We start from the raw sequence: 23,667 nt of genomic DNA, 5'->3' as shown, positions 1-23,667 counted from the left end.
GTTCATCCATATCAGGTTTGAGGAGCCTTGCCAGTGGTCTGACGTATCATAAGTTCAGGTTCAATCAGTATTTTACTATAACTTTTCGATTCTTCATGACCATGCAACACTTTGAGTAATTTAACCGCAGCCTGGTATCCCATATCTCGTTCAAACTGATTCACATGGGTAAAAATGCTGAATTCCTCCACAATGGATGTGGGATCATCAAAGCTTACTATGGATACATCTTCAGGCACCCGAAGCCCTGCTTGCTTCGCCATTTGATAAATTTGCACACCTAGCCTTCCGTTGAGCGAAATGTATGCCGTGACCATTCGGTTTACAATATACCTGTATAAGGGGTGGGTTTCCGCATCTTTAAGCACACTTAAGGGTTGGAAATCTGTAATCATATGCGCTGGATTAATTAACGATCCTTTGTCTTTCAATGCCTCAATATAACCTTCGATCCGCTCCTGAACCGTGACGGTTTGCAGTGGCGAATCCGAACAGATGGCGATATCGCGGTGGCCAAGCTCCCACAGATGCTCTACGGCAAGTTTTGTACCGCGTCGTCCATCCGCCGCAATATAGTGTGTCTCGACACCAGGCAAATAGCGGTCGATCAGTACAAAAGGAAAACCGGAAAGCTTCATGCCGAGGATCTCCTCGTTATAGTTTTCCTCATCGACAGGAAAAATTAACAGGCCTTCAGCGCCGAGTGCCTTCAGTTCCTTGATGGCATCCTTCTCTTTATCCAGCCTGCCTTGTGTAAACATGACCATGCTGCGATAACCTTTTTCGCTAAGGGCCTGTTCAATTCCCTCAACAAGTCTTATGGCAAAGTAATCATGGATTGAAGGCATAACCACACCGACCATCCCGGTTGCCAGTATACCTTCTCTTCCCTTCAATGCGATCGCCGTTGCTCGCGGCGCAGGTACGATATCGTTTTCTTCAGCCACAAAACTCCCCTTGCCGGGCACCCTGTCGATCAACTTTTCATTCGCTAATCCGGTCAAGGCATTGGCCACGGTGATTTTGCTGACCTGAAACTGATCCATCAGTTCCTTTTCTGTCGGTATGCGATCGCCGGGTTTCATCTTTTCTGTAGTTATAATATGTCTGACATAGTCCTGGATTTGCTGATACAACGGAATTCGTTCGTTTGTACTCATTCGGATCACATCACCAATTCATTCATAATATTTGAGATATATAATATATCCTTTCACAAGCAAGCGCAATAAACAAGCTGAACTTAACCGCAGTATACTATAACTTTTCCAGGTAAATATCGGGATCGGAATGTCGCTTTTCCTTAAATAAATGGGAAGTTTTGTCGAAACCCTTGCAATAACATATATGAATATATTTAATATATCTTGAAATGAGATGTGTGTCTGGCTTTTGGCCGCAAAAGGAGGATGAGATAACTGAGGGATACACACGCTCTAATTTTTGACTACAAACAAGGAGTGAGATCGCCATGGCTCGTAGATTCAAGATGTTCTGTTTAGCCTTCCTATGTGCTTTTTCCTTAACTGCTGGAGCGGCGTCTGCTTCGGAAACCGTTGTACAAACCACTAAACCTGTGGATTCCAAAGTCAACCGGGAACTACCCAGTTTCAAGAAGCCGAAGCATCTGGATGCAGCTGATATCTATGATGCGCCAGGTGATGTCAAATTGCTCTTTGCAACGTTGCAGGGGATCGTTAACAGGAAACAACCGCGGATTTATCTGATCGAGTCCCAGGAAGAAGGAAAAATGACCTGGCTCAATGATCTCAATGTACCCTATACGCTTCATCAGGATTACTGGAAAGTGTTCTCGGCATACCGTAACGATGTCAAAGGCATGATTGTGTATGACCCGAATTTGCCTGATTCAATTAATGTGGCCACCACTCTTGCTGGTCTGAAAGATGCGGTTGTTGCCAGTCCAGAGCTTGCCGCCCAATTGTCCAAAGCTCCGTATAAACTGAAGATCCTTGATGATCTGCAGGGCAAATTCAGCAGCCGGCTTGATGCTTATACCTGGCAATATGAGAATCTGTGGAAGAAAACGACCCAGCAGATGTTAGTCGGACTTGGTCCGGATACAGCGATTCGGATCCCCTCTGGCCTTCCGGAGTCCTTTGTGACCATTGCTGAGGAAAAGCAGCCAATACGTGATGCCAGCAACCGAGACACATACTCCCTTGACCTTTCTTCCCTACTTGGCAAGTCCGAGGTATACCTTCGGTTTGATGACGCCGTAACCCAGGATGGCTGGGGACCGGCGGTACATGAAGTTACAGTGAAGGCAGATGGCAAAGTCATTGCAAACTTCGTTGCAGGCACCCCTGAAGAAGAAGCATTTCTGTATGACAGACAAAATTCCAAGGTGGCTGAGGGTCAAGGCGGTCATCGGTTCGCCGATAATGGCAATTATTTTGTGTATGAATTCAGTCCTCCTGCAGGAACGAATGAACTGACGGCTGAAGTGGACATGTGGAACCAGTATAAGGTATCCGCTGGGAATATCCGTCCTCTCTCTGCAGAACAGCGTGAACCCTATGGTTATTTACGGGACTATGCGGTCGCCAATAAAGCGATGGTGTTTTGGCTTGACTCTAATGTACCTGAACAAAAAGCTCTTTTTGAGAAAATCATGTCTGATGTAAAATCGGGAACCCCCTACCTTGGCTGGTTCAGCAATGATGTGGAAGGTGAATTCAGCTCTGTTGAGATTGCCTCCCGTTATGGCGTTTACGTACTCGCTGCCGACTGGTTCAGTAATCTGACCGTATTCTCGGGAACCGAGCCGAATTTCAAGCCTGTCAAAAAATCTCCACGTCCCCAGCTGGAGAACAAAATTTATGTAACGTATACCTTTACTGAAGGCGATAATTTTCAGTACAACCAGCATCGCATGCGCGTGATGTGGGACGATCCGGCGAGAGGCAAGGTTCCACTCAACTGGACATCAAGCCCGCTTCTCTATGAGGGCGCACCAGCGATATTGAATCATTATGTGAATACGGCGACTACCAATGATCTGCTGATTGCCGGACCATCCGGTGCCGGATATTTCTATCCGGGTGCATGGCCAGATTCGAGCTTCCGGCAATTTTTGCAACAAACCGAAAAATATCTCAAAAAGACTGGCATGACGATCTCGTATGTTTTAAACCGGGAAGACAGCGAAAATATACCACTCACCCCATTTAAAGCAAACGCTTACGAGAAAGACTATCACTCACCAGGTCTATTCATTAGTTATGAAGATAACTATGGCGTCGAGATCGTTGGCAAGAGTCTGCCGGTATCTACGATTCGCGGGATAAGTACAGCCCAGGATGGGTTACAGGTCCTTAATGAAGCAAAAGCGAACTGGGATGGAAAGTCGCCGTTGTTCATTTCTCTTGGGTTGCTTGCCTGGAGCATGACTCCATCCGATGCACTTGCACTCACTGAAGAGCTGGGAGAAGAATTTGAAGTGGTTCGAGCGGATGACTATTTCTCCCTCATTCGAGAAAGTAAGCATTTACCTGCTATCAAATAGCCTTCATAATAGTCTTCATACTTCATACGGTATAGTACCCCAACGCTTAAAAGCATCGTAACCCTTAATAGGGATACGATGCTTCTTTTCCATGGTGTGACAACCCGAATTGCTCATGCTCAAAAGGTTTCAAAACAAACGCTTATTTTAACTGCTGCTGTTTCTGTTGTTTTCCTGACTTGGAACGTTTACCTGTCTCCAGCTTCGCAGCTGCCTCAAGCAGAAAGACACCGCTTAGCTGGGCCGTAAGATGGAGCGGATTCTGGGCCGGTTGACCCCAGGCCTGACCGAATAATCCATTTTTCCGGCTGCCTTTCCATAACGCATCTGCATTCCGGAAGATTGCTTGCTTCAGAGTCTTGTTATGCCCGGCATCATACAGTTCTACCATGTAACGGATCAATATGCCTTTGAACAAGGCACCATCTCCATCCCCATCCTCTAAGAAAATTCCGGTTTTCTCATTCGTCAAGGACTTCAGGGAGCCTGCAGCTGTCTTCTCTGCATCCTGCAAATACACCTGATCTCCCGTAATCCGGTAGAGCTCCACGCCGGCACCTATGAATGTGCCCTGGTTATAGGTGAAGATCCACGCTTCATTCACATCAAGTGTACCGTCTTCACGCAGCACCAAGCCGTCTGCGACGAGTCCTGTTTGCGGATTAACGAGATAGCGTTTTTCCCATTCGTATATTTTTTGAGCCCATTCCAGATCCTGAGGATCACCAAAACGCTCATACAGCCTTGCTGCCAGAATCGAAGCCGGACCACTTGAACACGCATTACGGTTGTATCGCTGGTCCTTCTTCCAAGCCATGCCTCCCAGGTCATCTTCCCACCAGGCTGTCTTGATATCTGCCCAGAGTTCCAGCACGTAATCTTTCATTTTTTCACTGCCTGTGGCATCGTAAAGACGGAGAGCAGCAAGAGCCAGCCATTCCATATCATCATAAAATTCATTATGAAGCGAACCATTGCGTTCAATAATACTGCGCACCAGCTTTTCCGCCCGTTCCGTATACGCTTCGTCTCCTGTTCGTTCGTATCCGTCTACCAGTGCATCAACAGCATGAGCCTTCCACCAATAATTCAAAGGCTCTTCACCTTCCGGTGTCGAAGGATAAGCGTTATTCATCATTTGTGCTTCATCGTTCCAGTAATATTCATCCAGTTTCTCTTGTGCCCACTGTGCTTGATTGGCATAGTGCTTTTTGCCTCCACCACTTGCACCCATCGTAGTAACCAGAATAATACTGAGAACCACCGTCAGACTTACGATTTTTTTCTTTCGCATTTGCATATCCCTTCCTTTCTTAAAGTCATCAGATTATTCCTTCACTGCCCCGAGGACGATACCGTGGATCAAATAACGCTGTAGAAAAGGATAGATTAATAGTATAGGGATCATCGAGACCAGAATTTTGGCAGAATTCAATGTCGTGTTCGAAATTTTATTGTACTGCTGCAGCTGTTCAACAGAGAGATTCTGCATTTGGTCTCGCGTTAGACTAAGCCGCTGCAGGTAAGTCTGTAGTGGTATTTTAGAGCTGTCGTTAATGAGAATGATTCCGTCAAAGAAGTTATTCCAATGTCCAACGATGACAAATAACATAATAGTCGCCAAACTCGGCATGGAAATCGGGATGAAGATGTTAAGCAGAATTTTGATCGGCCCCGCTCCGTCAATAAAGGCAGCCTCTTCGAGTTCCTTGGGTAGGCCTTTGAAGAAGTTCATGAGCAGGATCACATTGAATACGGGTACCGCACCCGGTAAAACCAATGCCCAGATGCTGTTAATCAGCCCTAGCTTGCTAATCACCATGTACCAAGGAACAATACCTCCGCTGAATAACATCGTAAACACGATAATCCACATGTATGTGTTCCGGGATCTGAACTGTGAAATACTGCGTGACAAGGGGTAGGCCATAAGAATGGTCAAAATCATATTGATCGCACCACCAAGCACCACCCGTTCAACCGAGATCAGAAACGCATTCCAGAACTTCGTATCTTTCAAAATCTGTGCGTAGGATGAGAAGTTCAGCTCCACCGGGAGAAAATAAACCCGGCCTGCATTCACTGCCGTACTGCTGCTGATGGAAACCATAATCGTATTTACAATCGGGGCCAGGGACATGAATGTAATCAGGATCAACGTGAACATAATCAATAGTCGGGATAGCCTGGAACCGAGTGTTTTGGATTGAATCATGCTAACCCTCCTAGAAAATTCTGTACCCCGCATACTTGGAAGCCAGTTTATACGAAATGACAATCAGAACAAAGCTGATCACCGATTTCATCAAACCAATGGCTGTTGCGAACGAATACTGCATATTGATCAGACCCATGCGGTACACAAAGGTATCAATGATATCACCCGTTTCATATACGAGCGGATTATACAGGTTGAACACCTGATCGAATCCGGCATTGAGTACGTTTCCGAGACTCAATGTACCCAGCAGGATAATGGTTGGGAACATGCCTGGCAGCGTAATGTGGAGCGTCTGCTTCCAGCGATTCGCACCATCCATTGCAGCGGACTCATACAAGGCAGGGTTAATGGCCGTTAACGCAGCCAGATAGACAATGGTTCCATAACCAAACTCCTTCCAGGTATCCGTTACGATCAGCAGCGGTCTGAACCAATCGTTGCTGGCCAGAAACATAATGCGTTCCAAGCCGAGAAGCTCAAGGAAGTTGTTAATCATGCCGTCAAAAGAAAATATCATAGTCAGCATCGTGCCCAAGACAACCCATGACATGAAATGCGGTAAGTACACAATCGTTTGAATCGAACTCTTGAACACTTTCAGACGAACCTCATTAAGCAGAAGGGCGAATACAATAGGAACAATCAATCCCAGCACAATTTTCCCGACAGCAATGACCAGCGTGTTGATAAAAATCTGCTTCGCGTCCGGCAGTTGAAACATATAGGTGAAGTTGCTAAGCCCCGCCCATTTGGAACCGAATATGCCTTTGGCAGGAATGAACTTCTGGAACGCCATGATTACGCCGAACATGGGCACAATCGAGAAAATAAACAGCATCACCATGCCAGGCAGGAGCATAAAATGATAGGTCATTTCGTCAAATCGCTTACGTTTCTTCTGGACTGAGCGTAGTTCCCTTTTGGGTGGTATCGTCGTTTCTGCTTGCGCCATTGCCTTCTCACCTCCATCTTGCTATATCTATAGGCATGTCATATCGCTAAAGGCAGGTGCGGAAGTCTGGTATCAGGCTTCCGCTATGCTACAGTCCTGCTTCACACAGCCTGTATTACCTTTGAGCCATCTCGTTGACTTCCTCCGTAATCTCATCTCCGCCTGTACGCTTCCATGTGTCGACAAACGTATCAAATTCATCAATAGGAGCTTGCCCCATAATGATCTTGAGAATTGTTTCCTCTTCCAGCTTTTGCAGGTTCGCCCATTTCAGCTTCATCGTCTCTGTCGTCCCGTAAAAGCCTGCAGGAGTCACTTCCAGATTGGGGTTATTTGCTTCTCGTTGTCCTTCAATCCGAGATAGATATTCGCCATAGGTATTGACGTCAACGGCATTGCCTTTCTCTTTGAATTCCTGATAAGCCTTGAACGAGACAACACGGTCTTCCTGAACAGCGGAAGCATCTCCGGACTCATCGGCTTTCATGAGATCTTCGTAATAGCGCTTCAGCACATCGTCATAATCGACCTGCATTGGAATCTGAGTAGGATCGTTATTCCAGCGGCTCGCATCAGTCAACATCTCATCGGGATGTTCCTTCTTGTAGTTGATCGCATCATCCGTTAAGGAATAAAGGAAATCCGTAGTCAGATTGACCGATTTCATTATGGCTTCTGGATGGGCGAAATTCTTGTTCACAACAACGATTCCTCCCCCCACAGGATCCTGACGAATCGTTCTGAACTTGCCGTCCTGATCCAGTGGTGCAGATACCGCGACCCATACGGCTTCGGGATTTTGCTTGATGGAATCCTTGTAATTGGTATAGCCGATCCACCATGGATTAAAAACAATTCCCGCCTGTCCGTTGATCACCAGTGCTTCCTTCTCTTCACTTGACCGGACTGCAAATTGTTTATCAATCAAGCCTTCTTTGTACATGGCGCTAACTTCAGCAAGTGCCTGCTTCATCTCGGGCTGAACGGACCCGTATACCACCTGACCATCCTTCTCGATCCAATTCGTTGGAAACGCGCCATGCGTCGCGAACATTGGGCTAAAATTCATCGCATTTGAATCCATGACCATACCCACCGTCTTACCTGTGCCGGATACGTCCTTTTCCACAAATGTTCTGGCAAGATTCCACACATCTTCGGCCGTTTCCGGCAGCTTGGCACCCACCTTATCTACCCAATCCTTCCGAATCCACAGCAATTGGTGCTGATTACCGATGTTTGTCATCGGAAGCCCCATAATTTTGCCATCCACCTTCACTTGATCAAGCAGCAAATCACCGTAGGAGCCATAGATGTTCTTCACACCTTCGGATGCTGTCTTCTCATATACCTCAGTCATATCGGCGATCAGATCATTATCTACCAACTGATTAAATATCTCCCGGCTAACTAACATGACGTCAGGCAATTCACCCGTGGTCATGGATAAGGATAGCTTCTGATCCATATCGTCTGTTTCCCAAGCCACCTTCGCTTTGACATTCACCCGATCTTCTACATACCGTGTGGCCAAATTGTCCTCAATGGTGTCACCAGGAGGCAGGTTATTCACATGATTGGTATTACGGCCGATCGTGAATTCGACTGGCGTCTCATATTTGCCGTAAGGTTCGTAGTCCTGCTCTGATATCTGCGGCTGTGCGGTATCACTGTTCCCCCCGCTGCAGCCACTGAATACAACGAGCACCATACAGGCCATCAGCAGTGAAGCGATCTTGCTGCGTTTGTGCATCCTGTCATCCCCTTTATGTGATTTACTTGAATAATCAAATTGTATGCGTTTTCATTTTTCGCGTATATGCAATTATTTTCGGATATGTATCACTTTTTTCATGACCTCAACCATCTTGTGGGCCTTGTCATTTCTAACTCAGAAACCAAATAAGCGGCTGCCGAAGCAACCGCCTTCAATACTTAGCATTTTATTTGAAGTATTCCTGCTGCTTACGGTGAAGATGCCGGAATCACCATGGATACTTCAGTTCCGTAACCGGGTTCACTACGAATCACGAGCTCATAGTCCTGCCCGTAATAGAGCTTCATTCGGTCATTCACATTTCGCACACCGCATCCCCCATTTTCACTGGTTAACAGCTGTGTGATCTGTTCCGAAGTCATGCCTACGCCATTATCCGTAACGGCTAATCTGATGCCTTCACCCACTCGCTGAACTGTAATCTGAATGCCGTAATCCTTCGCTGCTGCTCCCACAAAACCATGCTTGATGGCATTTTCCACAATGGGCTGCAGTACGAAATGAATGACTTGTTCCTGCTGTACCGCATCATCAACATCATAATCCACGTCAAACAGACCATCATTCATAATGAGCTGCAAGTCTAGATATGCCTTAATATGCTGAATCTCAGCCTCAATTGTGGTCATATGCCTTCCTTGGTTCAACGTCGTTCTGTAGAAACGTGCTAATGCAGATACCATATAACTTGTTTCAATATCGGCCTTCTTCTCGGCCCTCCATCTGATAAAAGAGAGTGTATTATACAGAAAATGAGGGTTAATCTGACTGATCAGCCTGTAATACTCACTTTCCTTCTTGGCAATCTCGGCGCGATAGACCTGTGAGATCAGACTGTTGATCCTTCTGAGCATCTTCCCGATCCCATTCGTCAGCTCACCAAATTCATCACGGGAAGAACTCTGAATGATCACATCCAGATTGTTTCGTTCCACCTTGTCAACTTTGGTCTTGAGGCGAAGAATTCGGCGTGTAAAGTTAGTGGAGATGATATATATCAGCAGAAAGGTAATAATCAGACTGAGGATGATAACGAATAGCGTGATTTGAAAAATACTCATTGCATTCGCATAGGCATTGGTATTCAGCAAATTGTAATAGATCGTCCAGCCATTGCTGGCAAGGGATCGACTTAAACTCAGGTCTGTCATCTGCCTTTTCTCCAAATCAACAGCACCAATCCGCTTTCTGTTTTCCTGAAAAATGATATGTTGTTCCGGATCTTCCATATGAACGGATACGTGCTCAGACAGATTATCCAGATTTCCAAAGATGCTGTCATGCTGTATGGATATGACCATAAAGTTGCTGTCTTTTGGATTGCTGATCAGTTCCTGAACCAGGTAGAGCTTCTCTCCGTCCACAATCCAGCGTCTGCCCCGAAAACCATCGTACCAAGCCTTGCTCCTTAGCTCCCCTATGGGCAAAATGTTATTGCGAATTCCGAGCAGTTCTCCCGATGTGTAGAAGGTGATCCCTTCAATATCATCGTCCATCAATTTGATGTTCGAGATCATCGGCTCCATAGTGTCACGAAAATCCAGGTACATCTGATAATAATTTTCATCATAGTCTTTGGTGAATATCTGAGAGAAATCCCGATTAAGTACCATAAACTCGCTTAGTGTATTGTAACGATTGATTTTGTAATCCATAATGCTGGCTACCTGCTCGATGCTTGCTTCAGCTTCGCTTCGCAGCTCTCTCATCTGAATACGATAGGATTGAATGAAGGAGAGTAGTCCAAGCAGAAGAATGGGAATGAGTGCAATGACCAGATGAGACAGCAATAATTTGTTGCGGAACCTGATATCATTGAACCTGCTCTTGATCCACCCGATCATGAAGCACCCCGCACTCTCTGAACTGTAACGGACTAACGCCGAACTTGTTTTTGAACAGCTTGGCAAAATATGAATGGTTGTCTATACCAACAGCCACCGCAACATCATTAATTTTCATATTGGAGTGAACAAGCAGGTGGCTCGCACGGCTCAACCGGTAATCCGTGAGATATTTGGAGAAGTTCTCTCCGGTTTCTTTCTTAAACAGAATGCTTAGGTATCCTGGAGACAGATACACGTCGTGAGCTGCTTCTGTTAGTGAAATATCTTTCTGATAATGATCCTTCACATAATCCTTCACCTGCCGGATCACCTTCATTTCCATCGTTTCAGGCTCAGGCTTCCCCGCATACGGACTCATCTTCGTAATATCCACCATCACCTGCAAAAACTCTTCCTTCATAAGCGGTTTAAGCAAATAATTGACGACGCCGAGCCTTAGGGCACTGCGTGCGTATTCAAACTCATCATATCCGCTGCAAATAACGATATCGATATTTTGCTGTGTTTTGCGTGCGATCCTGCTAAGTTCCAGTCCGTCCATGAGCGGCATTTTGACATCGGTAATCAAAATATCAATTGAATTTCGTATCAATAGCTGCTCTGCTTTCTTTCCGTTCTCCGCTTCCATGATGTGAAAAGGAAATCCATACAGGGCGATCAAATCCTTGATTCCTTCTCTTTGAACACACTCATCATCCACAACAAGAACATTAAACATTCAGACATCTCCTTTGCGCGTGAAAGTGAGAGGATAACCAGCACAAATATCTCTTCCGTTATTCATGGGTTGTCAGTTACAACGTAGTATATCATAGAATGAAGAAAGGGCTTTCATTTATATGCGTAATTTCAGATCCGTGTTTTATGCAATAAAAAAAGCCGCTATTTAAGCGACTTCTCCTCTTATGCTGATCAATAAATCATTCATTGTCTGACTCATCCTATTGAACTGACCTGGAAGCTTCGTTTAAGCAACGTGGATTGCCTTCTCCATAACAAAATCATCCATCACAAACCCATTGCCGATATCCGCAACCTGCTCCCGGACAGTCCGGAATCCTTTTTTCTCATAGACAGCAATACTTGATTCGTTATGGCGATTGACGGTCAACCAGATCAGGTTAATGCCTCGTTCTATACATTGCTGCTCCAGAAAAGCGAACGCCAGGCTGGCGTAGCCTTGGCCTCTATGTTCCTTGCCGATGTAAAACTTACTCAGGAACATTTTGCCTTCCTCTACTTTTACAGACATGTATCCGACAGGCGTATCATCACGTTGCATGAAATAATATTCATAGCCCTGTTCTTGGATTTGTTCTGTAACAGCTGATGCCGATTGATATTGTTGAATCATGTAATCGATCTGTTCAAGCGTAATGATGGATACGTAGTACTCCTGCCAAATTTCGGCGGCCAAGCGGGACAGCGCAGCGATTTCTTCGGGTGTACTAACTTTCGGAAAGATAAGATTCATGGTCAGCCTGCCTTTCTTAGCTCTCTATCAAATTCATTCAGACTCCCTACATCGTATCAAATATTCCGATAGAATGTTAGCCACACCTATGTTCGAAGCTCTGCACCTTACGTATTTAATATCGGTATCTCGCTGAGCAGATCTCTCATATGAATCGCATCCCACGGCATATGCTCGGTTATACCCAGTCCCACGACCTCTGTTTCTTCTGACAGCTCCTTAAGCAAATGCAGAAGTTGAGGTAACTGCATGGTTCCGGCAGGTGAGAAAACATAGGGTTCGTCAGGGTTAGCAAATAGTAGAGAACGGAATTTTTTGGGGTCCAGCACATCCAGATCCACGTGAATGGCAAGATGTTTGATTCCACTTTCTCTGATCCATTTCTTAATCACTTCAGTGCTGCTCGAGAGCTCCTCTGTTCCGGCTGTTTTGATTCCCAGTCTCTGAATGACTTCTGTATCTGATTCCTCAGCGTATACACCCATTCTTTCAAATGCTTCCGAAATCACTTCCATCTCTTGTTCTGTAGGAACTGCCAATCCCGCCATAAAGATATTTTCGGGCTTCAAAGGAACCTTCACATGTCTCGAGAACTCCTCGTCTCCCTCACCCAGAAGATTCCCGAGTGGCAGCGTATGTCCGTTATCATAGCCAACATATCGAACCAGGTCACTGTGTGCATCAATCCAAATTAACCCAAGGTCCCCTCCATATCGTTCGTTAAGATAGGCAAAGGGTGCTTGTTCGACCAAACAGTCGCCGCCAAACATAACAATACGATCCGGCTTGTGAGCCTGGATGATATGCTGGGCAGCCTCCAGCTGTTCCAGCAGTTGTGTTCTTCCATTCATGCCGTTCTCGTTCACAAGTGGTGTTCCATCATAAGCATGAACGGGTACCTTAATTAGGGGTTGATCATTATCTGGTGCCAGCCAGGCTAACAGTTCGGATCCAAAAGAATAGTTAGGATTGTTGCCCCCCTGCCATTGCGGCATGAGCAAGCGTATTGTTTTTGTAGACATATGATACTCTCCTTTACTTGAAAGTAAGGCTAGTATAAACTGAACGAAAATATAATCGTAGTACGCACTTTAATGATAGGTACTACCCGGAAGGATAGTGTACGTATGAGCATGACTGATTATAAAGGTAAAGTGAAGAACATTCAGGATACCCCTTTTGGGTATACGGTGTCTGTCATCGGGGGTAAATGGAAGATGGTGATCCTCTACCTTTTGGCTGAAGGTCAAACCGTTCGATTCAATGACTTGAAGAGGCAGATTGGAGCGATAACCTATAAGATGCTAAGTTCACAACTCAAAGAATTGGAAGCCGATGGTCTGGTGAACCGGAAGGAGTACCCGCAAGTTCCACCCAAGGTCGAGTACAGTCTCACCGCCAAGGCAGAGAGCTTGCTGCCGATTATGGAAGAGTTATGTGAATGGGGAGTTAAGAACCAACCATAACACGTATGTTAGAAATTCACTGTTGAACCTTATCTACGTCCACTGGTTCAATCGGAACAAACAAAAACGGGTTTCCGTTTAAAAATTCTCTGATTAATGCTTGAGCATAGGGTTGTTCATCCAATAAATTTGACGTTTCTTCTGGATTAGAGGCGTGATGACAGTAGTTCTCAATCATGAACATAATGAAGAAACATTCCAAGTCTCGAATATAATCAGTTCCCAGTTTTCTCACGTTCTCGTAACCTTGGATAAAAGTCATTCGCTCTCTGGGATAGAGTCCAATTAAACTGCCTGCCAGATCATATAGAAAATAACCAAAGCCACATCTTCCAAAATCGATTGGATACGGTAAACCATCCTTGAAAACGATGTTACCGGCGTGCAAATCAGCATGAATCATTCCGTAGTTTTGTTCATTGTTGTCCATATCAGCAAGTCTACTCAATATTTTCTCGACAGCATGTTGATATTCCGTCCAGGCTTGATCGGACAAAAATCGGTTATAATATCGATCAAGCTTCACCAACTCACTTCGAAAAGAGTCTGCTCCCCAGACCGGACGCACAAAGTTGGGAGGTAAGTGAACGCCCGAAACAGCTTCATGAAGCTTTCCCATCATTTCTCCCATTCTAGTAACTATAGTTCCCGTCATTTCACCATGTATATGCTCCCCTTCGACCCATTTCATCACCGTAACATACGGTCGTCTATAACCCTCAATCGTATCCATCTCTACTACACGAGAGCCTGTAAGAGAAGTGATCCCCACTGGGACATGAATGTCATCCACTGTATTCAAGGACTGAAGAAATAGAAGTTCAGATTGTATTTCTTCCTTGCTCCAACGATCGGAATGAATCCGAAGCAAATAAGAATCGGGTGTATTTGTTTCAACTTTGTACGTGATCGTATCGGATAAGTGTATAAACTGAATGCGTTCCCACGCCAGATCATACTGCTGTAATGCAGTTAGTGCCACATTTCTGGCTCTAGCTAGCAGAGATTCTCTTTCTTCCATCGTGTCATAGCGAAAAAAGTCCTTCATTTGTTTTCTTCACTCCACTTCATTCGTTAAATTGGTCATGTTCCTCATAAGATAATTATAGGTATCCTGTTGTTTGGGATATAGGTAACGTTTCATTAGAAACTGATTTTTACCTGTCAGGAGGATTAATATATTCCATGTTCCTCAAGCCATGAGAAAAACCATGACATCAGGACTGTCATGGTTTTATCTTTCAAGCATTCTGAAAAGATCTTTTCATATACGATAAGATCTTATGTAACTTCATATTATCAGGCTATCTAGTAACCCCTATACGGTTATTTTTAAAGTCGTCAAAAGCATCTTTGTGCTGCTGGTTAAACAATTCCGGCATAAAGTCAGGATGGAAAAATTTCAGTTCAAGGCTCTCTTCATTGCAAGCAGCTAATTGTCCTCCAATCACTTTTCCATGATACATAAATGCAATGGTCTGAGCCTTATCTCCATTAGGATATTCATCAAAATACTTTGTATATACGCCAACTAGTTCCCCTATGGATATGATTAAACCCGTTTCCTCTCTTATTTCTCTAACTGCTGTTTCTAACGATGATTCTCCCAGCTCCATTGCACCTCCGGGAAACCCCCACGCATTTCGATCCCGCCTTCTCTGGAGTAAAATCTCTTGTGCCTCATTCTCTATGATCGCACCTGAAAAATTTAGAATAATCATATCTTTTCCGACCTTGCTTCTGATCCATTTTATATAATCCATGGTCCCTCCGCTCTGCTCTCTAGTGATTGAACTCAAACACAAACGGATCTTTATGATGAGTACAATACTCAATTTGTTCTTTAAAAAATCGCCGAGTCACCGATCTGCTTCGCCTATTTAAGAAATAACGACTACAATTATTATTAGAGTTCTAATATCGTTACAAGCTCGCCATGACACACTTCACCGTTCTCGTTGAAGCCTAAACTCTCATATAACTTCTTGGCAGCCAGGTTATCTGGGCTATACGGAATCCAGCAAAGTTTCGCCGGACCAGCTGGAAAAGTGCGAATGAATTCAATAACCTTATTCATTGCCTCACGGCCATAACCTTGATTCTGGTGCTGCTTGTCGATCATGAGCCGTAATATGCAGTAGTTATTATCAGCGATGCTGGGGAGATCATAACCTGTAATTCCATACGTAATCATTACAAACCCAACAGGTTGTTCATCTGCGTAGATTGCAAATGGAAAAGGCGAGCCTCCATTGGTCGCTAAAACATAACAGGAAGCTATACTTGAAAGATTGGATGCCACATATTTTTGCTGCTCTTCTGCAACTTCCAGGTTAAAGATCGTACGTCGGTTATCCAATGTAATCTTTCTGAGCGTTATCACGGCTAGTTGATCCCTCCTTATGAAATATCCAGTCCTTATTGAACTGAATACTTACGTCAATGTCTGAAAAAATTTCTTTTTTACTTCTAACTTATTGTGCTCTGCCCATTGGTGAAGCTGCTGTAACCCTTCGCGTTCTTCATTCTTATCAAAAAAGAAACATAATTCCATTGGCACTAACCACCGGCCATGCAGTTTGAAACCAATTCTCTGGTTATTCATGTAGATACACTTGATTTGAGAAGCTTCGAATTTCTTTCCCTTCGAGGAAACAACGTAATCTGTTCCGAACGTAAACGTTAGTTTCGTAAATAACATTTTTAACAGCACAATGATATAAGTCAAAATGTATATGGTAAAAAACGCGAGAAAAATCGTAGACCATCGCTCATCGCTCCTGTTGAGACTAACAAAAAAATAAATTCCCAATAAGGTCATGGTTATCAAATTCCATTTCACTCTTGAATAAACCGTATTAAATGTTCTTTCCACTTTCCCGTTCCTTTCCGCCTAAAATTCACACCACAAGATTCAATCCTCTCAAATGATAACCCATAATACACCAATAAAGATATATTTTTATAAATGAAATGGAATAAGTAACCTTCTCAGTACTGACACGTGAAACGAAGTAATTTGGCCTGTATTCATTTCAGCTTTCAAACTTCTATGTCTAAAACAAAGAAAGCCGCCATATCGGCGACTTCTCCTAGAATCATATGCACAATAGATATTCCACATGCTACGTTGCTATGCTGTTTCTTTTCATATTATCGATCTTCCCATATACTTTATTTCGCACCTGCCTGAAGCAGAATCTCCTCGATTTCCTTGAAGCCCTTTTTCTTGGCATGACTCAGAGGCGATACACCATCAGCATCCGCAAGATTCACATCTGCTCCATGGTCAATGAGCAGCTGTATCGTTTCCTGCTGCCGTGTATTCCCATCATTCAATAGGATCGCTTCAAGCAATGCCGTCCAGCCTAATCGATTCACATGATTCACATCAACTGAGGTTTGAGTCAGAAGCTCCCGTATCACATCCACATATCCGTGCTCTGCAGCGGGAATCAGCGCTGTTCCTCCATATCGATTCGTCATGGCTGGGTCGGCTCCCGCATCAATTGTGAGCTTCAAAATATCCAAATATCCTTCAGCGCCAGCGTACAGAAACGGATTATTCTTCATCTCGTCCTGTATGTTAACATCTGCACCAGCTTCAATCAGCAATTGAGCCGATGCCTGATCATTGTTGTAGGTCGCAATCATCACAGCTGTTCTTCCGCTATCATCTTGAGCATTGATATCCGCACCCTCTTGAATTAGACGTTCAATCCTCTCAGGATCTGATCCTCCTGCTGCCTCTAGCAGCTGTTCATTCAGGGAAGTTTCCTGCTCCTTCACCATGGAGTTGTTATTTACTGCCGGAGCACAGCCTTGGACGACGAACATCGTGCTGATAAGAATAGCTATTAGGATTGACTTACTCATACTGCCTCCTTACTGTAGCGTTACGGTTACCTCCGAAGCGACACTCCAATCACCCACTGGGCTGATTTCATAGGTCGTGTCCGGATTTAATTTGCCATCGTTAACGAGGTCGAAAACTCCTGTTGCGCCTTTCCGGCTTGAATATTTATAGGTTGCCGTCAGGGTGTCACCGCTCGGGGAGGTTAACGTTACGCTTCGGCCCGAAAACAGCTCATCCCCAGGATCTTGAGCAAGTGTAACTTCAATGGAGGTTTCACTCACGGCCTGTGCACTGGTAACTTGCAGCGCATCAAATGATTGTGCGGTGAATGTTGCATTATCGATGTTCGCCCAATCCGAAGATACGGTATATTGGACACCGGATTGCAGCGTTTGTCCTTCAGGCAATCTGAACTTCGGTTCTTGTTTGCCGTCTGTTGATTGCGTAAACGGAACGTATCTGGCAACGATCGGTTCTCCGCCTTCCGGCGTAATTATGACTTGTCTTGCCTGCATGGATGAGATAATCTGATACGTTTGGCCTCCAGCTTGTTCCTTCTCATCCAGCACGAACGCATTAGCTCCTCGACCACCGCTGTATGCCGAAATAATATAGCCATAATCAACGACACCGTTTTCCTGCAATGCTTCAATCTCGAACGTATCGTTCGTTACTTGACTAACCTTCGTCATGTTTAATTTCGTTCCACTGCCTTCGAAGGAACCCGCATCTTGCCCTTTATAAGTAAGGTTATATACCTCGCCAGCTTTTTGAACAGACGTTGGAACGATGTATGTTGCAATGGATCCTGTCTTCAGACGAGGCATATTGGTTAATGTCAATCCGCCACTTAGCGCAAAATCCGTTTGTGCTTTGGCAAATACTTCATCTGCTGCTGTGAGTGGTTTATCAAAAGTCACAATCAACGTAATGGCATTCAGTGATCGTACACTCTCGATCTTAGCCTGCTCGGAAGGAATGGCCTGGCGGGCCGTGTTCAGCAGCACCGCTGTTTCACCACGAGTAGACGACCCATTCTCGGCATAGAACGTGCTCATCCAATGGTGAACGGATTTCACGTCACGCTGCATCGCTTTGGATACAACTTGCTCAAGTTCGGCATCGGAAACTTGGCTTTGCGGATTGAATTGACCGTCATTTGCCTCCATGATGCCCAGTTCAACGAGCTTTGCTGCATAAGGCGCATACCATGCAGACGGATTAACGTCTGTTAAATCTACGCTCTCTCCCGTCTTGTCTTCCAAACTAAAGGTTTTATACACTAGTGAAGCTAGTTCTGCGCGAGTAATGGCTCTTTGTTCACCCATGGATTGATCGGCATATCCGTTCATGATTCCCAAGCTGTTCAGTTCCTTGATGGCAGTGTCGATCTGCTGACTGCTAAGCTGTGCCGTTGTTGCGGCAGCGTTTGTAACGTATGTAGCTGCATGTACTTGGTTCGCAGCAAGCGGTAATACTGCCGTACCTAATGCAGTTATGGTCAGAAATGCAGCGATTTTTCGGGTTGTCGGATTCATGGTTGAATTCCTCCTCTATAGGTTGGTCTTGCTTGTATCTATAGAATAGAGGACAAAAAGAAACTCCCAAGGTCAAAATGATTAACAAAATATAAACTGAAGCTAATTTTTATCGAAACTTATACCGTAAACCGGTAGCCCGCACCCCATACGGTCTCAATGTAATCCGGATTTTTGGGATCTGTCTCCAGCTTACCGCGCAGCTTGCGAATATGAACCGTAACGGTTGCGATATCACCGCTGGAATCCATGCCCCAGATCCGCTCGAACAGATCGGATTTACTGAACACACGGTTCGGATGACTCGCCAAAAATACGAGCAGATCGAATTCCTTGGTTGTAATTGCGACCTCTTCCCCGTTCAAGAAAACGCGGCGTGATCCTTTGTCGATATGCAGTCCGCGAATGTGAATCTCATCCTGCTCAACGGGTTTGCTCATGCCCAGCAGTCTCTCGTAGCGGGTTAGATGAGCCTTTGCTCTAGCAACCAGCTCGCTTGGGCTGAACGGTTTGGTAATAAAATCATCGACGCCCAAATTAAAGGTTCGGATCTTGTCTATCTCCTCTTTTTTGGCAGAGACGACCAGAATCGGTACTTCCTTCACCTCACGAATACGCCTGCAGCATTCGAAGCCGTCAAGCCCCGGAAGCATCAGGTCAACAATGATCAAACTGTAATCTCCCTCCAGAGCGAGCTTCAGGCCTTCCTCTCCATTATGACAGAGCTCCACCGTGAATCCGTTAAGCTCAAAATAATCGCGTTCCAGTTCGGCAATTGTTGTTTCGTCCTCAATGATTAATATGCTTGTCACTGCCGCTACTCCCCCTTGTCCATCAGCCTTTTCAATTGAATATAAATCGTTGTACCTTCACCAGGCATACTTTCTGCCCAGATGAATCCTCCGTGTCCATCAATAATTTGACGGGCAATCGCAAGTCCTAATCCGCTTCCCCCGGTTGAGGAATTGCGAGATTGCTCTGCCCGATAGAAACGCTCGAAGATGTGAGGCAGCGCCTCTTCCGGTATTCCCTTGCCGTTATCCTTAAACGCCATCGTAATCCATTCGTTATCTGCTTGAAGTGTAATGCCGAATCGCTTGTGTTCATTCTCCATGTACTTCAGTGCATTATCGACTATATTGACGACAGTCCGTTTTAGTTTGTCGAGATCCACTGAAGCCATAACAGGACCTGACGACTGGTTATCCCAATCAAGTGCGACCCCGTTATCCTCGAGATCGTATCTCAGCTCTTCAATGCTGTCTTCAAGGAAATCAACAAGGTCTACGACCTTGAACAGGAAAGGCTCCTGATTTAAATCCAGCTTGGAATAGAGGAACAACTCATCCACCAACTTATCCATGCTGACTGCCTTCGAGTGAATGATATTGACGTAGGTCTCCATTTTCTCGGGCGTGTTTGCCACTCCATCACGAATCCCCTCAATATAGCCTTTAATGTTTGTGATCGGTGTCCGGAGATCGTGCGAAATGTTGGAGATGAGCTCTCTGCGATTGGCTTCGTCCTGCTGCCTTAGTTCATTGGAACGCTGCAGCTGGTTCCGCATGCTCTCAAACGCTTCGCTGAGCTGACCAACCTCGTCATTGGAATGAAGCTGGAGCTTGAAGGAGAGGTTCCCTTCCTTAATCTGCTCTGCGGAATTCCTCAGCTGATTCAACGGCTTAATGAAGCTGCGAGTAATCCAGCGGAACAGCAGCAGATTTGCAATAATGAGCACCCCGATGAGCAGGATTGACATCACGGGCAGCAGCTTACGGGTCAATTCGGCAAAAGGACTCCGTTCACGAATGACGAAGATGCTTCCCCGTTCCCCATCCGTGTACTTAAAGTCAAATTTGGCATAGGCATAAAAGCGTTCACCAATATTAAACGTACTGCGTATCTGATAGTTGTTCAGATCATAGGCAGGCAGTGCCTGCTTCAGTTCAGGCTGATTGAAGGTCAGCGATTCGAAGATCTGGCTGTTCTCGCGTCTGACATAGAGACCTGACTTCTCGGCTCGAAGTTTCATGTCGTATTCACGCAGCAAATCTTTGTTTTGCAGCTCATCCGGTTCATTTTTGGCCATAAACTTCATCTCTTGAAAGATCGATTCTCCCTGTTCAGTCAGTGGGTTAATCTGATAATGCACCTTATAAATATCACGAAAGCTCTGCAGATCTCCTGTTGCCGCAATCGTGTACAGACTTGCCGTAAGCAGGATAAACAGCAAACTTATCACGAGCATGCCCGTGAAGGACAGCAGCATTTTTATTCGAATGGACATGGGTTCCCCTTTATAAGCATGGTATAGGATTAGTTAGTGCACATGTTAACACAAGATGGATTCAATTGCCCAGATGCAAAAAAGCCAATATGGAACGCTCTCCATATCGGCTTAGATTTATTTCTATCACCCCATCATGCAGATTTAGCTGTCTACCACGAATCTCAAAAATCAACAAGCTGTTACATAGATATGCGTTCTCAGCTTTCAATACAGCATTGGAGGTTCTTGCGAAACTTCAATGTTCTTGATCACCTTGGCTGGATTTCCTCCAACAACCACGTTGTTCGGAACGTCCTTGGTTACCACGGCTCCGGATGCAATGACTACATTATTGCCAATGGTGACTCCAGGATTAATGATCGCTCGTCCGCCCACCCACACGTTATCTCCGATTGATACTGGCTTACCATATTCGGGCCCTTCATTTCTCTCCAAAGGATCAATGGGGTGTGTTGCCGTATAAATATGAACACCTGGCCCAAACAAGCAGTGACTGCCGATCCTCACCTCACAGACATCCAAGATGGTGCAATCGAAATTGGTGTAGAAGTGATCACCTACATGGATATTGTAGCCATAATCGAAACGGATATTGGGCTCCATGCTCAGATGCTCACCCGTTGAGCCCAGCAATTTTTTCAGAATATCTGTTCGAAGTTCCTCATCTGTTTCGGTGCTCTGATTATACATACGAGTCATCCGTCTTGCGTACGCTCGATCACGCGTCAGTTCAGGGTCCCAAGCTTTATAGAGCTCTCCAGCCAGCATCTTCTGTTTTTCCGTTTTCGTATCCATATATCCAGCATCCTCTCCGTATTGTAATAGTCTTCGTTACCTCCGTTTTTCCACAAGCTGCAGCGAATACGAGAGGCTTTCCAGAGTCATCGATATTAATCCAAACATATAATTCTCATCTGGGTCATTCAATAGCCTCATCTGAGGCATATGCATCTCTGGTATGTACTTCAAGCATTCTTTCCGGATAATCTCTACATCCTCCGGCTGTACCAACGTACCAGTCAATGCAAGGGTCTCGGGGTTCATTACAGCAATCAGACTTGATACGGCACGTGCAGCAATCGAATGAAATGTATCCCGATTATGGAGTAATCTAAACTGCTCATCATGAGAGAGACCGAATGGCAAAAAGGCGATCTCTCCGGCAAACTGGGTATTCCCCCTGTGAATATGCCCATCAATCATGATTCCTGCACCTGGTAAGGAGCCTTCAATGAAGGTCGCGACAATGATAGACTCCTCATCTTCATATTCCTGTTTCTGATATAGACCGTACACCGTCAGGTTCATGTCATTCTCTACAATAACCTCGACCCCATGTCTTTTTCGGATGGAATCGGCCAGTGGAACATGGACCAGGGTGGGGATATCCGACACATTAATGATGCCTTGATGAACTGCACCTGGGACACCGATACCCACAGCTCGGATCTGCGGATGGTTATCGATGAGGCGATCAATGAGCTGAATGATGAATGCTTCATTCATTTGATCCGTTTCCGTATGCAGTTCCCCTTTTTCCACAGTTTCCCCTGTCAGATTAACCACGCCATAGGTGATGGAGTGATGGCTGATTCCTGCCTTTACGATGAGACCAACAATGTAGGCATAGTTTTCGTTGTACTTATAGATCTGAGCAGGCCTGCCCCCACTCGATTCCTCCATATCCAGTTCCACAAGTTCACCTGCATTCAAGAGATCGATTAATATGCTGCGGCAGGTAGCGACACTCAACCCTGTTGCTTGTGCAACCATAGATTTGGTACCTTGTCTCATTGTCCTTAATGTTTGCCGGACCAATTCCTCATTCATCTTCTTCACTCGCATGGTGTTGTTAGTAATAGGTCCTTTTGTAATCCTTCTCGCCCCTCACACTTATGAAAATACTTTCGTTAAGTATTAACATAATTGTTTTTCACATCGCTGTCCACAAATTTCATCAAGCATCTTCCTAACAAAACGATTAAATTCCTTTTGCGCAAAATTACCCTTTGGGTAAAATTGCACAATGGGCAATGAGTTGATATGATAGTACCATTCACACATTCAATGTGGAACTGGAGGTGAGACCATTTGAAACAAAGCTTACGAGCCATTAAAAAGGAAGCGACTGCAAGTGCCCTATCTGAAGCTGCGTTCCAACTCGCATTAGAGCATGGAATGGACGGATTTGTGGTTGAGGACGTTGTGCAGCGTGCCGGATACTCGCGAAGAACGTTCGCCAATCATTTTTCCTGTAAGGAAGAAGCCGTCGTCATGGCCGGTGAGCACTTTCACAGGATGGAGGAATACTTCGATATGATCAGTCAGCTGCCTGAGGATACAACACCGCTTGAGGTGATGTATCAGTTCATTAAGATGCAGTTGACTGAAGTAGTCCTTCGAAGAATTTATCAGATTATAGAACTGTCAAAGAACTATCCAAGCTTAATGCCTCATACGCTCACCCTGCTGAATCGCTTGCAAAACGGTGCTAAATTGATGTTAAGTGAATTATTCGGAGATCGTTACCCCGCGGGTTATAATCACTTTCTTGCTGGCGCTGTTTGTGCGGCAATTATCCCTATGCTGGATGGGAGTGTACACGTACAACTTCCTGGGCTTCCTTCAGGAGATAAGGAAGAATCTATTTCATTCGATGAGTACATAGATTCTATGTTTACGTATTTGCGAGATGGATTTTAGAAGAGGCGAACATT

General features: G+C 45.0%; 21 protein-coding genes. 3 read left to right on the top strand and 18 right to left on the bottom strand.

Annotated elements, in window-relative coordinates:
• Nucleotides 1-11 precede the first annotated feature (11 nt).
• Entirely contained in the window at nucleotides 12-1,160 is a 1,149-nt protein-coding gene (locus tag AC3WQ3_RS22790; RefSeq protein WP_492473657.1) for a GntR family transcriptional regulator, read from the bottom strand.
• A gap of 311 nt (nucleotides 1,161-1,471) precedes the next feature.
• Between AC3WQ3_RS22790 and AC3WQ3_RS22785 the strand changes: the two genes are divergently transcribed.
• The gene (locus tag AC3WQ3_RS22785; RefSeq protein ID WP_492473656.1) at nucleotides 1,472-3,529 is read left to right on the top strand and encodes a GxGYxYP domain-containing protein; all 2,058 of its coding nucleotides are present in this window, start codon (nucleotides 1,472-1,474) and stop codon (nucleotides 3,527-3,529) included.
• Nucleotides 3,530-3,671: 142 nt separating this feature from the next.
• Here the strand turns inward: AC3WQ3_RS22785 and AC3WQ3_RS22780 are convergent, their stop codons facing one another.
• The 8 genes from AC3WQ3_RS22780 to AC3WQ3_RS22745 all read right to left on the bottom strand — a co-directional run bounded on the left by AC3WQ3_RS22780 (nucleotide 3,672) and on the right by AC3WQ3_RS22745 (nucleotide 12,822).
• Complete coding sequence (locus AC3WQ3_RS22780; RefSeq protein ID WP_492473655.1) at nucleotides 3,672-4,823, bottom strand: glycoside hydrolase family 76 protein; 1,152 nt, start codon at nucleotides 4,821-4,823, stop codon at nucleotides 3,672-3,674.
• Nucleotides 4,824-4,856: 33 nt separating this feature from the next.
• On the bottom strand, nucleotides 4,857-5,744 hold the full coding sequence (locus AC3WQ3_RS22775; RefSeq protein ID WP_492473654.1) for a carbohydrate ABC transporter permease: 888 nt from the start codon (nucleotides 5,742-5,744) through the stop codon (nucleotides 4,857-4,859).
• A gap of 10 nt (nucleotides 5,745-5,754) precedes the next feature.
• Entirely contained in the window at nucleotides 5,755-6,702 is a 948-nt protein-coding gene (locus AC3WQ3_RS22770; RefSeq protein ID WP_095287251.1) for an ABC transporter permease, read from the bottom strand.
• Between the two features lie 115 nt (nucleotides 6,703-6,817).
• A complete protein-coding gene (locus AC3WQ3_RS22765; RefSeq protein WP_336780009.1) occupies nucleotides 6,818-8,455 on the bottom strand; it encodes an extracellular solute-binding protein in 1,638 nt (545 codons plus the stop codon).
• 212 nt (nucleotides 8,456-8,667) lie between these two features.
• Nucleotides 8,668-10,323, bottom strand: a complete 1,656-nt coding sequence (locus AC3WQ3_RS22760) for a sensor histidine kinase (RefSeq protein ID WP_492473653.1) — start codon at nucleotides 10,321-10,323, stop codon at nucleotides 8,668-8,670.
• The gene (locus AC3WQ3_RS22755; RefSeq protein WP_336780007.1) at nucleotides 10,292-11,044 is read right to left on the bottom strand and encodes a response regulator transcription factor; all 753 of its coding nucleotides are present in this window, start codon (nucleotides 11,042-11,044) and stop codon (nucleotides 10,292-10,294) included. The genes AC3WQ3_RS22760 and AC3WQ3_RS22755 overlap by 32 nt, the downstream gene beginning before the upstream one ends.
• A gap of 249 nt (nucleotides 11,045-11,293) precedes the next feature.
• Nucleotides 11,294-11,800, bottom strand: coding sequence for a GNAT family N-acetyltransferase (locus AC3WQ3_RS22750; RefSeq protein ID WP_336780006.1), 507 nt, complete (start codon nucleotides 11,798-11,800; stop codon nucleotides 11,294-11,296).
• Between the two features lie 107 nt (nucleotides 11,801-11,907).
• Complete coding sequence (locus AC3WQ3_RS22745) at nucleotides 11,908-12,822, bottom strand: arginase family protein (protein WP_492473652.1); 915 nt, start codon at nucleotides 12,820-12,822, stop codon at nucleotides 11,908-11,910.
• 105 nt (nucleotides 12,823-12,927) lie between these two features.
• Here AC3WQ3_RS22745 and AC3WQ3_RS22740 point away from each other — a divergent pair, with 105 nt between their 5' ends.
• Nucleotides 12,928-13,266 (top strand): winged helix-turn-helix transcriptional regulator, encoded by a 339-nt coding sequence (locus tag AC3WQ3_RS22740; RefSeq protein ID WP_492473651.1) that lies wholly within the window; start codon nucleotides 12,928-12,930, stop codon nucleotides 13,264-13,266.
• Between the two features lie 16 nt (nucleotides 13,267-13,282).
• On the opposite strand, the gene AC3WQ3_RS22735 is transcribed toward AC3WQ3_RS22740, so the two are convergent.
• The 9 genes from AC3WQ3_RS22735 to AC3WQ3_RS22695 all read right to left on the bottom strand — a co-directional run bounded on the left by AC3WQ3_RS22735 (nucleotide 13,283) and on the right by AC3WQ3_RS22695 (nucleotide 22,744).
• Nucleotides 13,283-14,314: a phosphotransferase enzyme family protein gene (locus AC3WQ3_RS22735; RefSeq protein ID WP_492473650.1), complete on the bottom strand. Its 1,032-nt coding sequence runs from the start codon at nucleotides 14,312-14,314 to the stop codon at nucleotides 13,283-13,285.
• Nucleotides 14,315-14,570: 256 nt separating this feature from the next.
• Nucleotides 14,571-15,029, bottom strand: coding sequence for an NUDIX hydrolase (locus AC3WQ3_RS22730; RefSeq protein WP_492473649.1), 459 nt, complete (start codon nucleotides 15,027-15,029; stop codon nucleotides 14,571-14,573).
• A gap of 143 nt (nucleotides 15,030-15,172) precedes the next feature.
• The gene (locus AC3WQ3_RS22725; protein WP_336780002.1) at nucleotides 15,173-15,649 is read right to left on the bottom strand and encodes a GNAT family N-acetyltransferase; all 477 of its coding nucleotides are present in this window, start codon (nucleotides 15,647-15,649) and stop codon (nucleotides 15,173-15,175) included.
• 791 nt (nucleotides 15,650-16,440) lie between these two features.
• Nucleotides 16,441-17,142, bottom strand: a complete 702-nt coding sequence (locus tag AC3WQ3_RS22720) for an ankyrin repeat domain-containing protein (protein ID WP_492473648.1) — start codon at nucleotides 17,140-17,142, stop codon at nucleotides 16,441-16,443.
• A gap of 9 nt (nucleotides 17,143-17,151) precedes the next feature.
• On the bottom strand, nucleotides 17,152-18,660 hold the full coding sequence (locus AC3WQ3_RS22715; RefSeq protein ID WP_492473647.1) for an S-layer homology domain-containing protein: 1,509 nt from the start codon (nucleotides 18,658-18,660) through the stop codon (nucleotides 17,152-17,154).
• A 119-nt stretch (nucleotides 18,661-18,779) separates the two neighbouring features.
• Nucleotides 18,780-19,472, bottom strand: coding sequence for a response regulator transcription factor (locus tag AC3WQ3_RS22710; protein WP_127535826.1), 693 nt, complete (start codon nucleotides 19,470-19,472; stop codon nucleotides 18,780-18,782).
• 5 nt (nucleotides 19,473-19,477) lie between these two features.
• Nucleotides 19,478-20,947, bottom strand: coding sequence for a sensor histidine kinase (locus tag AC3WQ3_RS22705; RefSeq protein WP_336779999.1), 1,470 nt, complete (start codon nucleotides 20,945-20,947; stop codon nucleotides 19,478-19,480).
• A gap of 207 nt (nucleotides 20,948-21,154) precedes the next feature.
• Nucleotides 21,155-21,745, bottom strand: coding sequence for a sugar O-acetyltransferase (locus AC3WQ3_RS22700; protein ID WP_492473646.1), 591 nt, complete (start codon nucleotides 21,743-21,745; stop codon nucleotides 21,155-21,157).
• Nucleotides 21,746-21,781: 36 nt separating this feature from the next.
• Nucleotides 21,782-22,744 carry an ROK family protein gene (locus tag AC3WQ3_RS22695; protein ID WP_492473645.1) on the bottom strand — a complete coding sequence of 321 codons (963 nt, stop codon included), beginning with the start codon at nucleotides 22,742-22,744 and terminating at the stop codon, nucleotides 21,782-21,784.
• A 297-nt stretch (nucleotides 22,745-23,041) separates the two neighbouring features.
• On the opposite strand from AC3WQ3_RS22695, the gene AC3WQ3_RS22690 reads away from it, so the two are divergent.
• The gene (locus AC3WQ3_RS22690; protein ID WP_492473643.1) at nucleotides 23,042-23,653 is read left to right on the top strand and encodes a TetR/AcrR family transcriptional regulator; all 612 of its coding nucleotides are present in this window, start codon (nucleotides 23,042-23,044) and stop codon (nucleotides 23,651-23,653) included.
• Nucleotides 23,654-23,667 lie beyond the last annotated feature (14 nt).

The organism is Paenibacillus sp. FW104-T2, from assembly GCF_058789975.1.
The sequence above is the reverse complement of the archived record's forward strand: the minus strand, read 5'-3'. Positions and strand labels throughout refer to the sequence as shown.

What these genes read in the sequence shown, in the direction of transcription:
- AC3WQ3_RS22730 (WP_492473649.1), bottom strand. Translation starts at nt 15,029, where the DNA reads ATGGATTATATAAAATGGATCAGAAGCAAGGTCGGAAAAGATATGATT.
- AC3WQ3_RS22705 (WP_336779999.1), bottom strand. Translation starts at nt 20,947, where the DNA reads ATGTCCATTCGAATAAAAATGCTGCTGTCCTTCACGGGCATGCTCGTG.
- AC3WQ3_RS22775 (WP_492473654.1), bottom strand. Translation starts at nt 5,744, where the DNA reads ATGATTCAATCCAAAACACTCGGTTCCAGGCTATCCCGACTATTGATT.
- AC3WQ3_RS22765 (WP_336780009.1), bottom strand. Translation starts at nt 8,455, where the DNA reads ATGCACAAACGCAGCAAGATCGCTTCACTGCTGATGGCCTGTATGGTG.
- AC3WQ3_RS22740 (WP_492473651.1), top strand. Translation starts at nt 12,928, where the DNA reads ATGAGCATGACTGATTATAAAGGTAAAGTGAAGAACATTCAGGATACC.
- AC3WQ3_RS22755 (WP_336780007.1), bottom strand. Translation starts at nt 11,044, where the DNA reads ATGTTTAATGTTCTTGTTGTGGATGATGAGTGTGTTCAAAGAGAAGGA.
- AC3WQ3_RS22760 (WP_492473653.1), bottom strand. Translation starts at nt 10,323, where the DNA reads ATGATCGGGTGGATCAAGAGCAGGTTCAATGATATCAGGTTCCGCAAC.
- AC3WQ3_RS22790 (WP_492473657.1), bottom strand. Translation starts at nt 1,160, where the DNA reads ATGAGTACAAACGAACGAATTCCGTTGTATCAGCAAATCCAGGACTAT.
- AC3WQ3_RS22750 (WP_336780006.1), bottom strand. Translation starts at nt 11,800, where the DNA reads ATGAATCTTATCTTTCCGAAAGTTAGTACACCCGAAGAAATCGCTGCG.
- AC3WQ3_RS22700 (WP_492473646.1), bottom strand. Translation starts at nt 21,745, where the DNA reads ATGGATACGAAAACGGAAAAACAGAAGATGCTGGCTGGAGAGCTCTAT.
- AC3WQ3_RS22745 (WP_492473652.1), bottom strand. Translation starts at nt 12,822, where the DNA reads ATGTCTACAAAAACAATACGCTTGCTCATGCCGCAATGGCAGGGGGGC.
- AC3WQ3_RS22770 (WP_095287251.1), bottom strand. Translation starts at nt 6,702, where the DNA reads ATGGCGCAAGCAGAAACGACGATACCACCCAAAAGGGAACTACGCTCA.
- AC3WQ3_RS22735 (WP_492473650.1), bottom strand. Translation starts at nt 14,314, where the DNA reads ATGAAGGACTTTTTTCGCTATGACACGATGGAAGAAAGAGAATCTCTG.
- AC3WQ3_RS22720 (WP_492473648.1), bottom strand. Translation starts at nt 17,142, where the DNA reads ATGAGTAAGTCAATCCTAATAGCTATTCTTATCAGCACGATGTTCGTC.
- AC3WQ3_RS22780 (WP_492473655.1), bottom strand. Translation starts at nt 4,823, where the DNA reads ATGCGAAAGAAAAAAATCGTAAGTCTGACGGTGGTTCTCAGTATTATT.
- AC3WQ3_RS22715 (WP_492473647.1), bottom strand. Translation starts at nt 18,660, where the DNA reads ATGAATCCGACAACCCGAAAAATCGCTGCATTTCTGACCATAACTGCA.
- AC3WQ3_RS22785 (WP_492473656.1), top strand. Translation starts at nt 1,472, where the DNA reads ATGGCTCGTAGATTCAAGATGTTCTGTTTAGCCTTCCTATGTGCTTTT.
- AC3WQ3_RS22695 (WP_492473645.1), bottom strand. Translation starts at nt 22,744, where the DNA reads ATGAGACAAGGTACCAAATCTATGGTTGCACAAGCAACAGGGTTGAGT.